Source organism: Microbacterium sp. SL62 (genome assembly GCF_026672635.1).
GTDB lineage: Bacteria > Actinomycetota > Actinomycetes > Actinomycetales > Microbacteriaceae > Microbacterium > Microbacterium testaceum_A.
In genome coordinates, this window is sequence record NZ_JAPPRM010000001.1 from 2,397,321 (window position 1) to 2,415,213 (window position 17,893).

Annotated in this window: 19 protein-coding genes, 2 tRNA genes and 1 other RNA gene; 12 read left to right on the forward strand and 10 right to left on the reverse strand. The window is 69.2% G+C overall.

What is annotated here, in order from left to right:
• Positions 1-12 precede the first annotated feature (12 nt).
• The 4 genes from OVA26_RS11530 to OVA26_RS11545 all read left to right on the forward strand — a co-directional run bounded on the left by OVA26_RS11530 (position 13) and on the right by OVA26_RS11545 (position 4,321).
• The gene (locus OVA26_RS11530; protein WP_268104152.1) at positions 13-795 is read left to right on the forward strand and encodes an IclR family transcriptional regulator; all 783 of its coding nucleotides are present in this window, start codon (positions 13-15) and stop codon (positions 793-795) included.
• Between the two features lie 50 nt (positions 796-845).
• Positions 846-1,388 carry a MarR family winged helix-turn-helix transcriptional regulator gene (locus OVA26_RS11535; protein ID WP_268104153.1) on the forward strand — a complete coding sequence of 181 codons (543 nt, stop codon included), beginning with the start codon at positions 846-848 and terminating at the stop codon, positions 1,386-1,388.
• Positions 1,385-2,626, forward strand: a complete 1,242-nt coding sequence (locus tag OVA26_RS11540) for an MFS transporter (protein ID WP_268104154.1) — start codon at positions 1,385-1,387, stop codon at positions 2,624-2,626. Before OVA26_RS11535 ends, OVA26_RS11540 begins: the two co-directional genes overlap by 4 nt.
• Before the next feature lie 162 nt (positions 2,627-2,788).
• Positions 2,789-4,321, forward strand: a complete 1,533-nt coding sequence (locus OVA26_RS11545) for an HNH endonuclease signature motif containing protein (protein ID WP_268104155.1) — start codon at positions 2,789-2,791, stop codon at positions 4,319-4,321.
• Here OVA26_RS11545 and OVA26_RS11550 read toward each other — a convergent pair.
• Positions 4,288-4,860: an NUDIX hydrolase gene (locus OVA26_RS11550; RefSeq protein ID WP_268104156.1), complete on the reverse strand. Its 573-nt coding sequence runs from the start codon at positions 4,858-4,860 to the stop codon at positions 4,288-4,290. The genes OVA26_RS11545 and OVA26_RS11550 overlap by 34 nt on opposite strands.
• A gap of 151 nt (positions 4,861-5,011) precedes the next feature.
• Positions 5,012-5,087 (reverse strand) — tRNA-Lys (locus OVA26_RS11555).
• A gap of 103 nt (positions 5,088-5,190) precedes the next feature.
• Between OVA26_RS11555 and OVA26_RS11560 the strand changes: the two genes are divergently transcribed.
• A complete protein-coding gene (locus tag OVA26_RS11560) occupies positions 5,191-6,015 on the forward strand; it encodes an inositol monophosphatase family protein (RefSeq protein ID WP_056230613.1) in 825 nt (274 codons plus the stop codon).
• Positions 6,012-6,581, forward strand: coding sequence for a hypothetical protein (locus tag OVA26_RS11565; RefSeq protein ID WP_268104157.1), 570 nt, complete (start codon positions 6,012-6,014; stop codon positions 6,579-6,581). The genes OVA26_RS11560 and OVA26_RS11565 overlap by 4 nt, the downstream gene beginning before the upstream one ends.
• Before the next feature lie 25 nt (positions 6,582-6,606).
• Here the strand turns inward: OVA26_RS11565 and OVA26_RS11570 are convergent, their stop codons facing one another.
• A complete protein-coding gene (locus OVA26_RS11570) occupies positions 6,607-6,861 on the reverse strand; it encodes a hypothetical protein (protein WP_056230610.1) in 255 nt (84 codons plus the stop codon).
• A gap of 30 nt (positions 6,862-6,891) precedes the next feature.
• Here OVA26_RS11570 and OVA26_RS11575 point away from each other — a divergent pair, with 30 nt between their 5' ends.
• On the forward strand, positions 6,892-7,623 hold the full coding sequence (locus OVA26_RS11575) for a DUF6891 domain-containing protein (protein WP_268104158.1): 732 nt from the start codon (positions 6,892-6,894) through the stop codon (positions 7,621-7,623).
• Positions 7,624-7,723: 100 nt separating this feature from the next.
• Positions 7,724-8,263, forward strand: a complete 540-nt coding sequence (locus tag OVA26_RS11580; protein ID WP_056230606.1) for a YaeQ family protein — start codon at positions 7,724-7,726, stop codon at positions 8,261-8,263.
• 85 nt (positions 8,264-8,348) lie between these two features.
• Here OVA26_RS11580 and ssrA read toward each other — a convergent pair.
• Positions 8,349-8,718: a transfer-messenger RNA gene (gene ssrA, locus OVA26_RS11585) on the reverse strand.
• A gap of 213 nt (positions 8,719-8,931) precedes the next feature.
• Here ssrA and OVA26_RS11590 point away from each other — a divergent pair.
• Positions 8,932-9,591: an SIMPL domain-containing protein gene (locus OVA26_RS11590; RefSeq protein ID WP_268104159.1), complete on the forward strand. Its 660-nt coding sequence runs from the start codon at positions 8,932-8,934 to the stop codon at positions 9,589-9,591.
• Between the two features lie 9 nt (positions 9,592-9,600).
• On the opposite strand, the gene smpB is transcribed toward OVA26_RS11590, so the two are convergent.
• From smpB to prfB, 4 genes are all read right to left on the reverse strand, one after another.
• Positions 9,601-10,077 carry an SsrA-binding protein SmpB gene (gene smpB, locus OVA26_RS11595; RefSeq protein WP_074696877.1) on the reverse strand — a complete coding sequence of 159 codons (477 nt, stop codon included), beginning with the start codon at positions 10,075-10,077 and terminating at the stop codon, positions 9,601-9,603.
• A gap of 83 nt (positions 10,078-10,160) precedes the next feature.
• On the reverse strand, positions 10,161-11,078 hold the full coding sequence (ftsX, locus tag OVA26_RS11600; protein ID WP_056230602.1) for a permease-like cell division protein FtsX: 918 nt from the start codon (positions 11,076-11,078) through the stop codon (positions 10,161-10,163).
• A complete protein-coding gene (gene ftsE, locus OVA26_RS11605; RefSeq protein WP_074696879.1) occupies positions 11,075-12,127 on the reverse strand; it encodes a cell division ATP-binding protein FtsE in 1,053 nt (350 codons plus the stop codon). The genes ftsX and ftsE overlap by 4 nt, the downstream gene beginning before the upstream one ends.
• A 127-nt stretch (positions 12,128-12,254) precedes the next feature.
• On the reverse strand, positions 12,255-13,367 hold the full coding sequence (gene prfB / locus OVA26_RS11610) for a peptide chain release factor 2 (RefSeq protein ID WP_056230598.1): 1,113 nt from the start codon (positions 13,365-13,367) through the stop codon (positions 12,255-12,257).
• A gap of 71 nt (positions 13,368-13,438) precedes the next feature.
• Between prfB and OVA26_RS11615 the strand changes: the two genes are divergently transcribed.
• The gene (locus OVA26_RS11615; protein WP_268104919.1) at positions 13,439-14,677 is read left to right on the forward strand and encodes an MFS transporter; all 1,239 of its coding nucleotides are present in this window, start codon (positions 13,439-13,441) and stop codon (positions 14,675-14,677) included.
• A 107-nt stretch (positions 14,678-14,784) separates the two neighbouring features.
• Here the strand turns inward: OVA26_RS11615 and OVA26_RS11620 are convergent, their stop codons facing one another.
• Positions 14,785-15,804, reverse strand: a complete 1,020-nt coding sequence (locus OVA26_RS11620; protein ID WP_268104920.1) for an NADPH:quinone reductase — start codon at positions 15,802-15,804, stop codon at positions 14,785-14,787.
• Between the two features lie 128 nt (positions 15,805-15,932).
• Here OVA26_RS11620 and OVA26_RS11625 point away from each other — a divergent pair.
• Positions 15,933-16,014 (forward strand) — tRNA-Leu (locus tag OVA26_RS11625).
• A gap of 48 nt (positions 16,015-16,062) precedes the next feature.
• Entirely contained in the window at positions 16,063-16,812 is a 750-nt protein-coding gene (locus tag OVA26_RS11630; protein WP_268104160.1) for a DedA family protein, read from the forward strand.
• On the opposite strand, the gene ku is transcribed toward OVA26_RS11630, so the two are convergent.
• Positions 16,809-17,666 (reverse strand): non-homologous end joining protein Ku, encoded by an 858-nt coding sequence (gene ku / locus OVA26_RS11635; protein WP_056230596.1) that lies wholly within the window; start codon positions 17,664-17,666, stop codon positions 16,809-16,811. The two genes, OVA26_RS11630 and ku, sit on opposite strands and share 4 nt — an antisense overlap.
• Between the last annotated feature and the right edge of the window lie 227 nt (positions 17,667-17,893).

Genomic DNA, 17,893 nt, shown 5'->3' on the forward strand with positions numbered 1-17,893 from the left:
AGCGTCCACATCGTGGACACTGCATCGCGATCCGTTCCCGGCGCCCAGGCCATCTCGCGGGCGGCCCAGCTCTTGCGCCTCGTGACGGCCGCGGGCGAGACCGGCGCGTCGGTCGGCGACCTCGCGCGCGACGCCGATCTCACGCGACCGACCGCGCACCGCCTCCTCAGCGCGCTTCGCGCCGAGGGGCTCGTCGACCGCGACGAGCCGACCGGTCACTGGCTACCGGGGCCGGAGCTCTATCTGATGGGGAGTGTGGCGGCATCCCGATTCGACATCACCTCGACCGCGCGCGACATCGTGCGCTCCCTGGCGGTCCGAACCGAGGAGAGCGCGTTCCTGTCGGTACGGCGGGGCGACGAGACGGTGTGCCTGGTGCGCGAGGACGGGAGCTTCCCGATCCGCTCGTTCGTGCTGTCGGAGGGGGTGCGCTTTCCCCTCGGGGTGGCCTCGGCGGGGTTGGCGATCCTGGCGTTCCTGCCGTCGAGCGAGGTGGATGCGTATCTCGAGCGGCATCCGGAACTTCCCGAGAAATGGGGGGCGTCGCACTCCCCCACCCGTCTGCGCGGGCGGATCCGCGACACGCAGGCACGTGGATATGCGGTGAATCCGGGGCTCATCGTGGAGGGGAGCTACGGGCTCGGCGCGGCCGTGTTCACGCGCGCGGGCGACCCGCAGTGGGCTCTCAGCCTGACCGGGGTGGAGTTCCGCTTCGGCGGCGAGCGCCTCGCGGAGCTCGGACGGATCCTTCTCGCGCACGCGCACCAGTTGTCGACGCGCATCGCGTCTCGCTGAATCCCTCGAAATAGATACCCACGGTATATACCGGGGGTATACTTCCACATATGACCCGCCACGACGACCTGCAGACGCTTTTGCTCGCGGTGCACGCCCTCACCCGCGTCGCGGCTCTCGACACCCAGACCGACGCCCCCGCCGCGCAGTGGCGCACGCTGACTCTCCTGCGCGACCACGGCCCCCAGCGCCTCGGCGACCTCGCGACCCTCAGCCGCGTGACACAGCCCGGCATGACCCGACTCGTCCACCAGATGGACGCCGCGGGACTCGTCGAGCGCCGCCGCCTGCCCGACGACTCGCGCGTCAGCGTGATCGCCGCCACGGCGAAGGGCCTCGACGCGCTGGCCGGGTGGTACGAGCAGTTCCGGGCGGCCCTTGCGCCGCACGTGGCCGACCTCTCCGAGAAGGAGTGGGATGCCGTGAGCGTCGCCGCCTCCGCGCTCTCACTGCGCGTGGGAATGGCGCCGACTCCCGCGGGTCGATACGAAACCACTGACGATCGAACCCCCGACGACGATGGCGCCGCCGACCCCACCGAAGACCGCGGAGTCCCCACGGAATCCGCAGAAGAACAGGAGGTGGTCCGGTGAGTGCCGGAACCGCAGCAGTCAGCAAGGCGCCCAGCGTCTGGAAACAGCCCGCGCAGGTCTGGGCCGTCGCCTTCGCGTGCGTCGTCGCCTTCATGGGCATCGGTCTCGTCGACCCGATCCTCCCCGCCATCGCGGACTCCCTGAAGGCCACCCCGGTCGAGACGGAGCTGCTGTTCACCAGCTACCTCGTCGTGACCGGCCTGGCGATGCTCATCACCAGCTGGATCTCGAGCCGCATCGGCGCCAAGGCGACCCTGCTCGTCGGTCTCGGTTTGATTGTCGTGTTCGCCTTCTTCTGCGCCATCAGCGGCAGCGTCGACGCCGTGATCGGCTTCCGCGCCGGATGGGGTCTGGGCAACGCTCTGTTCATCTCCACCGCGCTGGCGACCATCGTGGGCGCGGCATCCGGCGGGAGCTCGGCCGCGATCATCCTCTACGAAGCCGCGCTGGGCCTCGGCATCGCCGTGGGGCCGCTGCTCGGCGGCATCCTGGGTGAAGTCAGCTGGCGCGGGCCGTTCTTCGGCGTCGTCGTCCTGATGGCGATCGCGTTCCTCGCGGTGGCGGTCCTTCTGCGCGGCCCCAAGCCCGCGCGCACCCCGCTCCCCTTCAGTGCCCCGTTCCGTGCCCTCGGCCGTCCGGCGCTCGCGATCCTCGCGGCGACCGCGCTGTTCTACAACATCGGCTTCTTCACGCTGCTCGCGTTCTCGCCGTTCCCCCTCGGGTTCGGGGCGATGGGCATCGGCCTGACCTTCTTCGGATGGGGCGTGGGCCTGGCGATCACGAGCGTCTGGGTCGCCCCTCTGCTGCTGCGCCGGCTGCGGCTGACGACGGTCCTGCTGATCGCCCTGCCCCTGCTGGCCCTCGACCTGCTCGTCGCCGCGTTCATCGTGTCGTCGGCCGTCGCTCTGGTCGTGTGCATCATCGTGGGCGGTCTCGTGCTGGGCGTCGTGAACACCGCGCTGACCGAGGCGGTCATGGAAGCCACCGACCTCCCGCGCTCGGTCGCGTCGTCGGCCTACTCGGCCGTGCGCTTCCTGGGCGGGGCGGTCGCTCCCCCGCTCGCCGCGCTGCTCTGGCACGCGTACGGCGCCGGAGTGCCCTACGTGATGGCCGCGGTGTCGGTCGTGATCGCCGCCGCCTGCATCCTGTTCGGCCGGCGTCTGCTCGCACACGTCGACGGAGCACACCCGGATGCCGCTGACGAGGGCGCAGCTGTTCTCGTGGGGGATGCGGCGTAAGGCGTCGGCGTCACCTCTCCTCACGCCGGGTGCCGGCAGGACGAACCGTTCGGATCGTCGTGTCGGCGCCCGGCGCTTTCGCGTGGGTGGGCGCTACGTGCTCGATTTCGCCCTCCACCGGCGGTTCCTCCTGATGTCGGAGGTCCTCGATACCGTGCTCGTATGACGAGCCCGACCCCCGCATCGCACCGGTCGACACCGGATGCTGCGCTCGTGCCCGCCGTGTTTCTGGCGCCTCCCCCGAGCGACGACGAGCTCGAGGCCTGGGCCGATGAGATCCGCACGATCGAAGAGGGACGGTTCGAGCCGGACTGGAACGAGCTGTTCTCCGACGACAGCACTCCGTGGCCGGTGAGCCACGACCTCGGCTCCCCCGGCGAGGACGCCGCCGCGGTTTCCGAGTCCGAAGCCGACGCTCGTCCCATCGACCTCGTGCACACCCTCGTCGCGGTCGCCGTCCGCCGTCGCCAGCACACCGCCGAGGAATACCGGCTCATGACGCTGATCCTCGACCGCGCCGTTGCCGATCCCGACCCGTGGGTCGGTCCCGATCCCACCCTGGATCACGCGTGGGAGGACTCTCGCGGGCGGTCAGTGGCCGCCGTGCGGCGCGACCGTGCCGACCTCGCGGAGCGCGCCGCCGCCGCAGAGATCGCCGTTCACCTGCGTCTGGCCGAGCAGACGGTCCGCACGCGGGTCGGCCACGCCCGGACGCTGCAGGCACGGTGCGGCCTGGCCTGGCGGGCGTTCCTCGACGGACGGATCTCCGAGAGCCACGCGATCAGGATCGCCCGGCTCGCCGACTCCCTCCCCGATGACCGCGAGGCCTGGACCGCGTTCGACACCGGTGCCACCGAGCGCGCTCAACGCCTCACACCCTCGAGCTTCGACACCGCCGCTCGCGCGCTGCGCGAGAAGGTCCACGCCGAGTCGATCGAGGAGCGGCATCGCCGCGCGGCCCGCGACCGCGGGGTGTGGCTGACCGCCGAGCTCGATGGCATGGCGACACTGACAGCCTTGCTTCCGGCCGACAGGGCGCACGCCGCCATGACACGCCTGGACCGCGCCGCGCGGCATCTGGCGACGGCAGACGGCGAAGAGCGCACGCTGGCGCAACTGAGAGCCGATGCGCTAACGGATCTGCTCGCGGGTGGATCGGTCGCGGAGCGTCCCGCGGCGGCGCCGGCTCCCGCAGCGGGGGTCTCACAGACGTCCGGCTCCGGCCGCCCCACCGTCGTCGTGACCGTTCCCGCCCTCACCCTCCTCGGCCGCGACGACACCCCAGCCACCCTCGACGGGTACGGCCCGATCGATCTCGACACGGCACGAAGACTCGCCGGAGAGGCGTCGTCGTGGATCCGCGTTCTCACCCACCCGGTCACGGGGGTTCCGCTCGCCCTCGATCGCACCAGATACCGAGTGACGACCGCACTCCGGCGCTGGCTCGGCGTCACCTCGCCGACGTGCGTCTTCCCGGGGTGCGCCCGCCCCGCCCGCGACTGCGACATCGATCACCTCACCGCGTGGGCCGACGGCGGGGCCACCGACCACGACAACCTCGAACCCGAGTGCCGCCACCACCACCGCCTCCGCCACGAGACGAAATGGGAACCGCTCAAAAACCCCGGCGATGTCGACCTGAGGTGGCGCTCACCCCTGGGTCACGACATCGAGGTGGATCCGCCGCCGGTCTGATCTTTGGCGGCGCCGACCTGGCGCTCCTCTCGCACCCGTTCCCCCAGCGTGTCCCACAGCTGATCGAACCGGGCGTTCCACGGTGTCGCGAACACCCCGTCCTTCCAGCGCTGGTGCACGACGTCGAGGGTGACCCACTCGGCATCCTGGACCTCCTCCGGATCCGGCACGGGCGCGGGCTCCCCGTCGACACGGCCGACCCAGAGGTCGAACAGGACTCTTTCTTCGACGACGCGACCCACCAAGACCAGGTCGTCGGGGGCGAGCACCATCCCCGTCTCTTCCGCGAGTTCCCGGACGGCGCCGGTGCGGCTGGTCTCTCCGCGCAATGCGCTACCGGCGGGGAACTCCCACGCCAAGGGGTAGTCCTTGCCCGCGGCGCGCAGGCTCATCAGCACGCGGCCGGTGGACGACACCAGACAGACGGATGCCACGACGTGGAACAACCCGGCCGGCACAGGGCCGTCCCCGCGCCGGTGGAGGGTTCCGGTCGGTGTGCCCTGGATGTCGGTGACATCCCACATCTCGTCGTCGGCCATGAAAACCTCCCGGGTCACGCGCCGCCGTTGGAGACGGGGCTCGTCCCATCATGCCGAGCGCCATCGAGGAGGCGGAGGGATTGCGCAGAACCCGGATCTGAGAAACGAAAATCCCCTCCACACCACACGGGCGAGAGGGGACTTTCTGTGCTGGTGCACCCCCTGGGACTTGAACCCAGAACCCACTGATTAAGAGTCAGTTGCTCTGCCGATTGAGCTAGAGGTGCGTTCCGTTCGGCCGGAGTTTCGCTCTCCGCGCCGAGGAATGACACTACCAGGCGTGACTCGGGCACGCCAAATCGAGCCAGGATCGACCGTTATCCTGGAGCCGTGTCCCGCATCGAAGAGCCCGCCGCGCCCGCCGCGGACCTGACCGACGATCTCGCACTCGCCCTCCGCCTGGCTGACGCTGCCGACGCCGTGGCGATGGAACGCTTCGACTCCGCCGACCTCCGGATCGACACGAAGCCCGACCGCACGCACGTGACCGAGGCCGACCTGGCGACGGAGCGCGCGATTCGCGGGATCCTCGACGCGGAGCGCCCGGGCGACTCCGTGCTCGGCGAGGAATACGGCACGTCGGGTGACACGTCCCGCCGCTGGGTCATCGATCCGATCGACGGGACCCACAACTACATGCGCGGCATTCCGGTCTGGGCGACGCTCATCGCCCTGACCGTCGACGGCGTCCCCCGGGTGGGCGTCGTAAGCCAGCCCGCGATCGGTCGCCGCTGGTGGGCCGCAACGGGCCAGGGCGCGTGGACGACGACCGCCGACGGTGACATCCGACGCATTCACGTGTCCGGGGTCGACGAGGTTTCGGCATCCAGCATCAGCTTCCAGAGCATCGAGCAGTGGGATGACGTCGATCTCGTCCCCACTCTCGAGAAGCTCACGCGCGCTGTCTGGCGCGATCGCGCCTACGGGGATGCGCTCCCTTACATGTGGTTGGCCGAGGGCCGTCTCGAGCTCGTGGCCGAGTTCGGGGTGAAGGAGTACGACATCGCGGCGATCGCCCCCATCGTGCGCGAGGCCGGCGGACGTTTCACGGCGTTCGACGGGACCGACCGTCTCGATGCCGGTTCTTCCCTCGCGACGAACGGCCTGCTGCACGACGACTTCTTCGCTCTGCTGCACGAGGACGGTGCCCGATGACACGCGCCCACCTCGCTCTCCTCGCCGCCGGCGGCGCCATCGTCGCAACGGCTCTCGCCGGGTGCACGTCGACCCCTGACGCCGCCCCGAGCGTCGCGGCCAGCGCCACGACGACCGATGCACCCGCTCCCGACCCCGGTGCCAGCGCGACTCCCACGACGGACCCGATCACCCCGACCTGCGAGAACATCATTCCGACCGCCACCGTCGACGACTTCAAGAGCCTCGGGTGGACCTACCAGGAGGAGCCGTTCCGGATCGGCGCGACGGCGCTTGACGATGGCATCCAGTGCAAGTGGGGCGATGCCAAGGTGGCATCCGATCGCGTGCAGATCTTCGGGTGGGCTCCCATCGACGACGCGACGGCGCAGCAGGCCGAGAAGGACCTCGTCGCTTCGGGGTGGAAGCTCGAGCGCGACGGCACGGGCGATTATGTCACCGAGAACCCCGATTGGCTCGGCGGGCGCGGTGCCGACGGCTACGGTCTGACGTACCTGTTCGGCGACGGGTGGGTGAAGTTCGCGGATACCCGCCAGAGTCTGCTCCTCGTCGAGACGCCTCAGTAGCGCGCTGCAGACGCGGGCGCTTCGCTCACCGGTACGGATTCACCGCCGCGGCATCCCGGCCGGCGGCGAAGCCCTCGTCCCACGCGTCTCCGCGCGCCTCGAGACCACGCCATCGTTCGTCGACCTGCAGGATCCGTTGTGCGAACGCGACCCAGTCGCTCCACCCGCCCTCGACCGGGGCGTCGCCGCCTCTCCCCTCGGCCCGCCACCGCGCCGAATCGGGAACGGCGTCGAGGTGGAAGGGACCGACATCGATGCGGATGTGACGCGGATCGGGCATTCCCCGACGCTAGCTGGTTCACTGGGACGCATGGGATTCCTGGATCGCCTGTTCGGCAAGAACGTGCCGGCCCCGCAGGCCGCTCCCCTCGCGTCCGATCCTGGTCTCGCAGAGCTCAGACGGACAGCTCAGGATGCCGTCATCCCCGGCTTCCGCGACTTCGATGAGGTCGTGCAGCAGGTGCAGGACGTCCACGAGCTCGACGATGCCGCAACCGCCGAGGCCGTGGTGCGCGAGGTCTGGGCCGAGCGCCGCCGCGTCGAGCAGGGGTGGCCGTCCGTCACGGAAGGCGACCGCCTGCGCACGGCATTCGCGATCCTCGAGGCACGCGGCTTCGTCGCCCGCGCCGACTTCACCTGCTGCAACACGTGCGGAACCGCTGAGATCGACGACGAGCGCACGCCCGCGCCGAGCGACGAGACGGGTGCACCGCAGTTCCGCGAGTGGGCCTACACCTTCTTCCACCAGCAGGACGGCGAGCGACTCGCCGAGGAGCCCGCACATCTGTTCCTCACGTTCAGCGCCTTTGCACCCCTGCGCGATCTCGACCCCGGGCTTCTCGCGGCGGCCGACGTCGGCGACGAGGCCGCGCGCAGCGAGGTCTGGCGACAGACCGATGCCCGCGTCGGCCGGATCGTCGCCGATGCTCTCGCCGAAGCCGGCCTGCCGGTGGAGTGGGACGGCGACCCCGCGCACCGCATCGTGATCCCCCTCCCCCAGTGGCGTAACCGCCTTCCCGGCACCGCCCCCGCGACCGCGTAGGCGCGGCACGGCACAACGCACACGGCACAGCGCGCACAGAACAACGCGCACAGAACAACGCGCACGGGCATGCCGTCCCGACAACGTAGGCTCGACCCTCGTGGCTATCGGCTCGACCATTCACCAGTTCACCGTGCAGCTCTCCGACGTCGATCGCGGCGTCTACGACGAGCTGGCGTTGCGCGTCGCTCGGCACCCCTCGGAGACCGCTCCGTACATGCTGACGCGCGTGCTGGCCTACTGCCTCGAGTACGAGGAGGGCATCGGCTTCAGCGAGGGCGTCGCCGCGACCGACGAGCCCGCCGTGATGATCCGCGACCTCACGGGCGCCCTGGTGGCGTGGGTCGAGGTCGGAGCTCCGGATGCCGCGCGCCTGCACACCGGCAGCATGAAGGCCGAGCGCGTCGCGATCTACACGCACCGCGATCCCGACAAGGTCGCCGCCCCGTGGGCGGGAAAGCGCATCCATCGCGCTGAGGAGGTGCTCCTGCACAGCTTCGAGCCCGGCTTCGTCGAGAAGTTGTCGGATGCCATCGAACGACGCAACACCGCCACCCTGACGCGCACCGAGGGGCGCATCTATCTCGAGCTGAACGGCGTTGCCGGCGAGAGCGACATCCACACGCGCTCCGCGGGCTGATCCCGAGATGAAGAAAGCCCCCACCTTCGCCGAAACGGGCGAAGATGGGGGCTTTCTCACGTGACAACCTCTTCGTGGCGATGGTTCGTGGAGCTGGGGGGAATCGAACCCCCGTCCAACGCTGGGTCTCCGCGTTTTCTCCGGGCGCAGTCTGTGCAGACGTTCTGCTCGGCTCCGACCTTTGTCACAGACACCTAAGTCGACAAGCCCAGCCTGGGAAAAGTCCCGCGTGACGTCCAGACGCCGTCACACAGCAAGACCCCTAAATGACGCCAGATTCCGTGGCGGGGTCGCACACGGCCTGACGGACTATCGGGCTCGCTTACGCAGCGAGGGCGAAGTCAGTGCGCTTAGCATTGGCACTTATTGTTTTGCAGGGAGCGTTTACGAGATAACCCCACATCCTCGGCCCGCTTCTCGCGGGTTCGCAGGCGCTGTCGAAACCGATCAGCCCCGGGAACTCCGTGAAGGAGCGACCATCGTCACGCTGTTGAGTTGCCACCTCGGGGGCGGAAGCACCCGAGCATCACAGTCTACAACGGTTCGCGGCGCGCGATGATTCCCACCCGAAGCCGTCTCGCCCGCGCCCCGTAGGCTCACCGCATGAGCGACGTCGCCGCGTCCACACCGAACCCCACCCGAGCGCGCCCCTCCCGTAGGCTCGCCGCATGAGCGACGTCGTCATCACCGTCCGGGGCGAGAGCAACGCCCGTGCCCGCGCTGAAGAGGCCGCCGTCCGCGTCACCGTGTCGACCGACGGTCCGACTCGCGGGCCGGTGGTCGAACGGGCGCAGGAGCGCGCGGCGAGCGTGCAGGACGGCCTGGTCGCTCACCTGCGCTCCGGCGAGGTGTCGGAGTGGTCGAGCGCGCGCGTGTCGGTGTGGTCCGACCGGCCGTGGAACAACGAGGGAGCGCAGCTCCCCCTCGTCCATCACGCCGCCGTGGAACTCTCCGCCACGTTCACCGACGCCGGTGCCCTGTCGTGGTGGCTGGGGGATGTGGCCGAGTCCGATGACGTGCAGGTCACCGCGGTGGAGTGGCGCCTGTCCCCCGCCACCCGCGCGCGCGTCGAGCGCGAGGTGGCCGCCGATGCCGTCCACGTCGCCGTGGAACGGGCGACGGCTTATGCGGACGCTCTGGGGCTGGCATCCGTGTCCGCCGTCGAGATCGCGGATGCCGGTCTGCTCGGCGCGCACCCCGAACAGCCGGCGCCGTTCGCCGCGCGCATGATGGCGGCCTCCGGTCCAGCCGGGGGGCCGTCGTTCAGCCTGCAGCCGCCCGAGATCGTGGTCACCTCGGTCGTCGAGGGCCGCTTCCGCGCGGAGTGACTCAGTGCGTCACTCGCCCAGACGGTTCTTCGTGCGCATGGCGCGTTCGGCTTCGCGCTTGTCTTCGCGCTCGCGGATCGTCTGACGCTTCTCGAACTCGCGCTTGCCCTTCGCGACGGCGATCTCGACCTTCGCGCGGCCGTCCAGGAAGTACAGCCGCAGCGGCACGAGCGTGTACCCGCCCGCCGACACGGCGTGCGACAGCTTGATGATCTCTTCTTTGTGCAGCAGCAGCTTGCGCGTTCGCTTGGCCGAGTGGTTGGTCCAGTGGCCCTGGGAGTACTCCGGGATGTGCACGGCATCGAGGAACGCCTGGCCACCGTCGATGTAGGCGTAGCCGTCGGTGAGGTTCGCGCGCCCCTGGCGCAGCGACTTCACCTCGGTGCCCGTGAGCACCAGTCCCGCTTCGTACGTCTTCTCGATGGCGTAGTCGTGACGCGCCTTCTTGTTGGACGCGATGAGCTTTTCACCCTGCTCACGAGGCATGGTGCCACCTCCTCATGATCATGGGCACACAGAGCCCTACAGTTTACCCCACAGCGGATGCCGACTCCGCGCGCGACCGGAGGTCAGGCGCGCAGCCAGCGACGGATGGCGAAACTGGCGCTCAGGGCGGCGAGGACGATACCGATCACCACGAGCGCGGGGATGACGATCGCGACGTCGCCGAAATCGACCCACGAGGTGATGAAGCCGATCCGATCCCTCAGGTACTGGTTCACGCCGACGCCGACGATCGCCCAGACGGCGACGCTCGCCAGAGCGGACCCGATCAGCGCAGCGAGGACACCCTCGACGATGAACGGCGTCTGGATGAAGCGGTTGGAAGCGCCCACCAGGCGCATGATCCCGAGCTCCTTGCGTCGAGCGAACGCTGAGAGGCGGATGGTCGTCGCGATCAGCAGTACCGCCGCGATCAGCATGAGTCCGGCGATGCCCACCGCCACGTAGGTCGCGACCGTCAACGCCTGGAAGAGGGGCTCGAGGTATTGGAGCTGGTTCGTGACGCTCTCGACGCCGTCCTGTCCGCTGAAGGCTTCGGCGATGACGTCGGACTGGCTCTGGTCGACGAGGTTGATGCTGAAGGTCGCGTTGAACTGGTCGGCCGTGACGACACCGAGGATGTCCTCGGACAGCAGGCCCTTGGCGTTCTCGAACACCTGGTCACTGGTCTGGAAGGTGTAGTCGCGGATGAGCGGGGCCAGGGCGGAGCCGTCGAGCTTCGCGGTGACCGCGTCGATCTGATCCTGCGTCGCGGGCTGACCGGCCACGCAGGTCGGCGCGTTCGACGAGGCCGCGCACATGAACACCGCCACCTGGGCGCGATCGGCCCAGTACGACTGCATCTTGCCGATCTGCATCTGCATGAGCATCGCCGCGCCGACAAAGGTCAGCGAGACGAAGGTGACGAGGATGACCGAGATGACCATCGACGCGTTGCGGCGAAGACCGGTGAAGGCCTCCGAGAGGATGAGCCCGAACCTCATGACGTGGGTCCCACTTCGTCGTTGCGGTCTTTCTTCTGGCCCAGGCCGAGTCGGTCGGCGAGACCGAGAGCGTCGACGTCGGGGCGGGTGACCGGGATGGAGCGCGTGTTGGTGCCGGGCTCGCGGGGCTCGTCGGCGGGGGCCGGAGCGTCGTCCGACGCGGCCGCAGCGGTCTCTTCGCGTCGCGCCGCCGGAGCAGCCTCGTCGCGTCGTGCCGCCGGCGTCGCGTCCGCGCCCGGCTTCGTCAGCGGTTCGACGGGCCCGGTCAGACCGGTGACCTCGCGCTGCACCTCGAGCACCGCGGTGAGGGCGGCGACCGCGGCCGCTCCGCGCTCGACCTCGGGCGCGAGGCGCGGAAGGCTCGACGTGTCGCCGTAGCCGCCGTGGCGCTCGTCGCGCACCATCTCGCCACCGCGCAGCTCGATCACGCGGCGCTGCATCTGGTCGACGAAGCCGGCCTCGTGCGTGGCCATGACGACGGTCGTGCCGCCGGCGTTGATCCGCGCGAGCAGACGCATGATGTCGATCGAGGTGCCGGGGTCGAGGTTTCCGGTCGGCTCGTCGGCGAGCAGCACCTGCGGACGGTTCACGAGCGCGCGGGCGATCGCGACGCGCTGCTGCTCACCGCCCGAGAGCTCGTGCGGCAAACGCTTCTCTTTGCCGTCGAGACCGACGAGCGCGAGCACCTCGGGCACGGCCTGCTGGATGAACCCGCGCGAGGCGCCGGTCACCTGCAGTGTGAAGGCGACGTTCTGGTGCACCGTCTTGTTCGGCAGCAGACGGAAGTCCTGGAAGACCGAACCGATGTGACGGCGGAAGTAGGGAACCTTGCGGTTCGACAGCGTGCGCAGGTCGCGACCGAGCACGACGACACGGCCGTCGCTGGGGGTCTCGGCGCGCAGGATGAGCTGCAGGCACGACGATTTGCCGGAGCCCGAAGCGCCGACGAGGAAGACGAATTCCCCGCGTTGCACTTCGAAGTCGACGGCGTTCAGGGCGGGCTTCGCGGTGCCGCGATACCGCTTTGTGACGTTCTCGAACCGGATCATGGCTTGACGAGCCTAAGCGCGGGCTTCAGGCAGGCCGACAGGACGCGCCGGGTGGCGAAACCGAGAGAGCCCTATGGATGCCGAGGTGCCGGCATCCAGAGGGCTCTCTGTCGTGAGAGGGGACGACTCAGTCGTCGTCGTCCTTGCGCTTACGCCAGCGGATGCCGGCCGCGATCAGGCCGTCGAGGTCGCCGTCGAATACGACCGCCGGGTTTCCGACTTCGTATCCGGTGCGGAGGTCTTTCACCAGCTGCTGGCCGTAGAGGAAGTACGAGCGCATCTGGTCGCCCCAGCTCGCGGTGATCGTGCCGGCAAGCTCCTTCTTCTTGGCCGCTTCTTCTTCGCGCTTGAGCAGCAGAAGGCGGGTCTGCAGCACGCGCATGGCGGCCGCGCGGTTCTGGATCTGCGACTTCTCGTTCTGCATCGAGACGACGAGGCCCGTCGGAAGGTGCGTGATGCGCACGGCGGAGTCGGTCGTGTTGACCGACTGTCCACCGGGGCCCGACGAACGGAACACGTCGACGCGGATGTCACCCTCGGGCACCTCGACCTCGACGGCTTCTTCCATGACGGGGATGACCTCGACGGCCGCGAAGCTCGTCTGTCGCTTGTCGGCGCCACCGAAGGGGCTGATGCGCGCGAGGCGGTGCGTTCCGGCCTCGACCGACAGCGTGCCGTAGGCGTAGGGCACGTCGACCTCGAAGGTGGCCGACTTGATGCCGGCGCCTTCGGCGTAGGACGTGTCCATGACCTTGACGGGGTACTTGTGGCGCTCGGCCCAGCGCAGGTACATGCGCAGCAGCATCTCGGCGAAGTCGGTGGCGTCGTCGCCGCCGGCGCCGGAGCGGATCGTGACGACCGCGGAGCGCGGGTCGTACTCGCCGTCGAGCAGCGTCTGCACCTCGAGCTGGCCGATGACGTCCTTCAGCGAGGCGAGCTCGCGGCGCGCTTCGTCGGCGGACTCGTCGTCGTCCATCTCGATGGCGAGTTCGACGAGCACCTCGAGGTCGTCGAGGCGCTGCTCGATCTCGGTGACCCGCTTGAGCTCGGCCTGCTTGTGGCTCAGGCGGCTGGTGACCTTCTGGGCGTTGTCGACGTCGTCCCAGAGGTCGGGGGCACCGGCCTCTTCGCTGAGGCGTTCGATGTCGGCTTTGAGTGCGTCGACGTCGACCACGGCCTGAATATCGGCGAAGGTCGAGCGCAGCGCCTGGATGTCGGCGGTCAAATCGAGTTCGAGCATTTGACATCAAGCCTATCGTGGAGACGGTGACAGCCGACTCTCCCCGGAACGTGCTGGTGCGCTTCGCACCGATGATCTACGGCCCCACGCTGCTGTTCGCGGTCGGCGAGGGCGCCGTGATCCCCCTCATTCCGGTCATCGCGAACCGCCTCGGCGCCGACGTCGCTCTCGCCGCCCTCGTGGCCGCGGCCCTCGTCGTCGGCCAGCTCTGCGGCAACATCCCGGCAGGCTGGGCCGTCGCCCGCTTCGGCGAGCGCGTCACGATGGGGGTGGCCGGCATCGTCGTGCTGGCGGGTCTGCTGGGAATCGTGTTCGCGCAGTCCTTGGCGTTCTTCACCGCGGCGGTGTTCCTCATCGGCTTCTGTGCGGCGTCGTTCGCGCTCGCCCGTCACTCCTTCATGACCACGAGGGTTCCCCTGACCTTCCGTGCTCGCGCGTTGTCGCTGCTGGGCGGCACGTTCCGCCTCGGGATGTTCGTCGGCCCGTTCATCTCGGCGGCGTTGTTGGCGGTCTTCGGTACCGAGACGGCATCCATCGTGTTCTTCGCCGTGTGCCAGGTCGCCACGATCCTGCTCGTGTTCTTCGGCCCCGATCCCGAGAAGGCCGTGCCGGTGGGCGCGGGGTCGCCGACGCGGCGGGGCGGCGGGGACTCGCGCGATGCCGAAGACACGGGCGAGCCGGTCACCGGGGCGATCCCCACCGTCGAGCGGGTCGGGGTGTTCCGCACGATGTGGCGCTTCCGCGGAGTGCTCGCCCGTCTGGGCCTGGCGGCGTCGTCGCTGTCGGCCGTGCGCTCGGCGCGGCAGGTGGTGCTCCCGCTCTGGGGCGTCTCTCTCGGATTGGATGCCGGAACGATCGCGGTGGTCGTCGGCGTCTCGGGCGCGATCGACTTCGCGCTCTTCTACGCGAGTGGCCAGGTGATGGACCGCTTCGGTCGCCTCTGGGCCGCCCTTCCGGCCATGATCCTGATGGGCGCGGGGTTCTTCGCCCTCTCGTTCACGCACGATCTGTCGTCGGCGGCGATGTGGTACGCCATGTTCGCGGCGGTCCTGGGTGTCGGGAACGGTTTGTCGAGCGGCATCCTGCTCACCCTCGGCGCGGACGTCGCCCCGCCGACCGATCCCGCGGCGTTCCTCGGCTCGTGGAGGACGTTGACGGATGCCGGGGGCGCGGTCGCTCCGTTGATCGTGTCGGCCCTGACGGCCGTGGCATCCCTGTCGGTCGGTGTCGGCGCAATGGGACTGATCGCCGTCCTGGGTGCGGCGGGCTTCATCCGGTGGGTGCCGCGCTACGTCCCGCGCACCCGCTGACGGAGCCTCACTCCCCTGTCGTCTCTCGCGTGAGGGGTCACTCACTGTCGCCTCGGGTCCGCCCCAGCGACAGTTTCCGACCCCTCACGCGCAACGCGAGGCGGAGATCACTCCGCGACGCGGATGAGCACCTTGCCGAGCGCCCCCTGCTCGACGGCGTCGTGCGAGGCGGCGGTGTCGGCCAGGTCGAAGAAAGTCAGCGGAAGCCCCGCGTCCTCCCCCACCGGCAGAGCGCCGTCGGCTACAGCCGCGGCGACGTCCTCAGCGGCGGCGAGCAGCGCCCGCTCCCCCACCGTGTACAGCAGCAGTCCCTGCCAGCGGATGTTCTTCGCGAAGCTCACGCGCACGGGGGCGGTGAAGTCGTCCCCGCCGTTGTCGGCGTAGTACCCGATCGTTCCGTGGTTGGCGATCACCTCGACGTCGAGGGCGGCGTTGTCGGCGATCGCGACCTCGACGATGTGTTCGACGCCGTTCGGGGCGAGTTCCCGGATGCCGTCGGCCAGCGCGTCGCTCGGGTACTGCAGCACGTGGTGGGCGCCGGCGGCCCGCGCGAGAGCTTCTTTCTCGTCACTGCTCACGGTCGCGATGACGGTGGCCCCGGCCCAGGCCGCGAGCTGGATCGCCGCGTGCCCCACGGCTCCGGCGCCACCCTGCACGAGGACGGTGCGTCCGGCGAGCGCGCCGGGGGCCAGACGCGAGGGGCCGTCCTCGTGCACGGTGAGCGCGCGGTGGGCGGTCATCGCGGGCACCCCGAGGCTCGCGCCGAGTTCGAACGAGGCGTCGTCGGGCAGGGCGACCGCACGCGACGCGGGGAGCACCGTGTATTCGGCCGCCGTGCCGAGAGGACGCTGGTGCGCCGCGAGGTACACCCACACCCGCTGACCGACAGTCAGGGTGTCGACGCCGTCGCCGACGGCATCCACCACTCCCGCTCCGTCCTGGTTCGGGGTGACCTCCTCGAAGGGAAGGGGCCGCCCGGTCGTGGCCCGCGCCTTCCAATCCGTCGGGTTGACGCCCGAGACGGTCACGCGCACGCGCACCTCTCCGGGGCCGGGTTCGGGCAGCGGACGGTCCTCGAGCGAGAGGACGGAGGAGTCACCGGGCTGGGAGTACGTGATCGCCTTCATGGAGGGGAGAACGGATGCCATGTCGTCCAGCATTCCCCCGCGGCGTGTCGCGCCGGGTGGAACAGGCGTGGGCTTGACGGCTGCTTCACATCGTGGGCGCGCTCCGCACGCTTAGAATGAGCACACTCGCGGGAGTGGTGAAATCGGTAGACACGCAGGATTTAGGTTCCTGTGCCTTCGGGCGTGGGGGTTCAAGTCCCCCCTTCCGCACGGCATCCGCTGTTCTCAGCACCGACTCTCCGACCCGACGGGACCGATGTGATCCACACCACCACCGCGCTGCTCCCGTGGCTCGACCCTGCGGCGATCATCACCAACTCCCAGCCGTGGGCGCTGCTCGTGGTGTGCTTCATCATCTTCGCCGAGACCGGTCTGCTGATCGGCTTCTTGCTGCCGGGTGACACCCTGCTGATCATGGCGGGGCTGCTGTCGCACTCGACTCCCGCGGCTCCTAACGGAGTGTTCGGCATCAACGCGTGGTGGGTGGCCCTGGCGATCGGCGTCGCCGCCTTCATCGGCGGTGAGGTCGGGTACTTCATCGGTCATAAGGCCGGGCCCTCGATCTTCGAGCGCAAGGACTCCGGCATCTTCAGCAAGAAGAACGTCGAGCGCACGAACGCGTTCTTCGAGCGCTTCGGCGGATTGACCGTGATTCTCGCGCGCTTCGTGCCGGTCGTGCGCACGTTCGCCCCGATCGCGGCGGGCGTGGGCCACATGCCGTGGAAGAAGTACTCGCTGTACAACCTCATCGGTGCGATCATCTGGGGCATCGGTCTCACGATGCTCGGCTACGCGGTCGGCTACATCCCCTTCATCCGCGACATCGTCACCGAGTACATCGACGTGATCCTGCTCGCCGCAGTCGCCGGTACCGCGATCTTCATCGCGATCCACTACTTCCGCGAGCGTGCCGCCGCCAAGCGCGAGGGTGCCGTCACCCCCGCCGAGGCCGAGGCCCTCACGCTCGACCCGAAGACCCTCGAAGACGGAGACCAGCCGACGCGCTAAGACGCCTTCGACGTCTTCTTCTTCGCGGGAGCCTTCTTCTTCGGCGCGTCCTCGGTCTTATCGGCGCGGGCGGCCCGGCTGCGCTCGACGCTCGCGCGCAGCGCCTCCATGAGGTCGATGACCTCACCGCCGTCCTCTTCTTCCTTCTTGCCGAAGGTGGCGTCGGTGTCGAGCGCGTCGCCCTGCTCGAGCTTCGCATCGATGAGGGTGCGCAGCTCGGCCTGGTACTCGTCAGTGAACTCCTCGGGGTCGAAGTCCTTCGAGAAGCTGTCGACGAGCGAGGCCGACATCTCGAGCTCCTTCGCCGAGATGCGCACGCTCTCGTCCAACGCGGGGAACGCCGCCTCGCGCACCTCGTCGGCCCACAGCAGGGTCTGCAGCACGAGCACGTCCCCGCGGACGCGGAGGGCCGCGAGCCGCGTCTTCTGACGCAGCGAGAAGCGGACGATCGCGGTGCGGTCGGTCTGCTCGAGCGTCTTGCGCAACAGGACGTACGCCTTGGGCGACGACGAGTCGGGCTCGAGGTAGTACGCCTTGTCGAGGGTCAGCAGATCGACCTGGTCGCTGGGCACGAATTCGACGACCTCGATCTCGCGGCTGCGTTCGCTCGGCAGTGACGCGAGATCATCCTTGGTCAGCACGACCGTCTGTTCACCGTCGTCGTAGGCCTTGTCGATGTCCTGGTAGGGAACGACCTCGCCGTCGATCTCGCAGATGCGCTGGTATCGGATGCGCCCGCCGTCGGCGTTGTGCACCTGGTGCAGAGACACGTCATGGTCTTCGGTCGCGGAGTACACCTTCACGGGCACGTTGACGAGGCCGAAGGTCAGGGCGCCTTTCCAGATCGATCGCATGGGATCAGTGAACACCGAAAAGGCGGTGGATGCCGAGGGGGTTGTGCCCGCTCTCCGCGCACAACTCCTGCAGATCCACCCCCGCGCCCCTCTCCCGCGCGCCATCCGTCGCGATCTGCAGGAGTTGTGCCGCCCGCTCCGGGTGCACTGTGCAGGAGATCCGGCCGTCTCACCGCCCCTCCGTGCCACGCCGACGGCCGTCCGCCGCCTGCCTCCTGCGGTGTGTC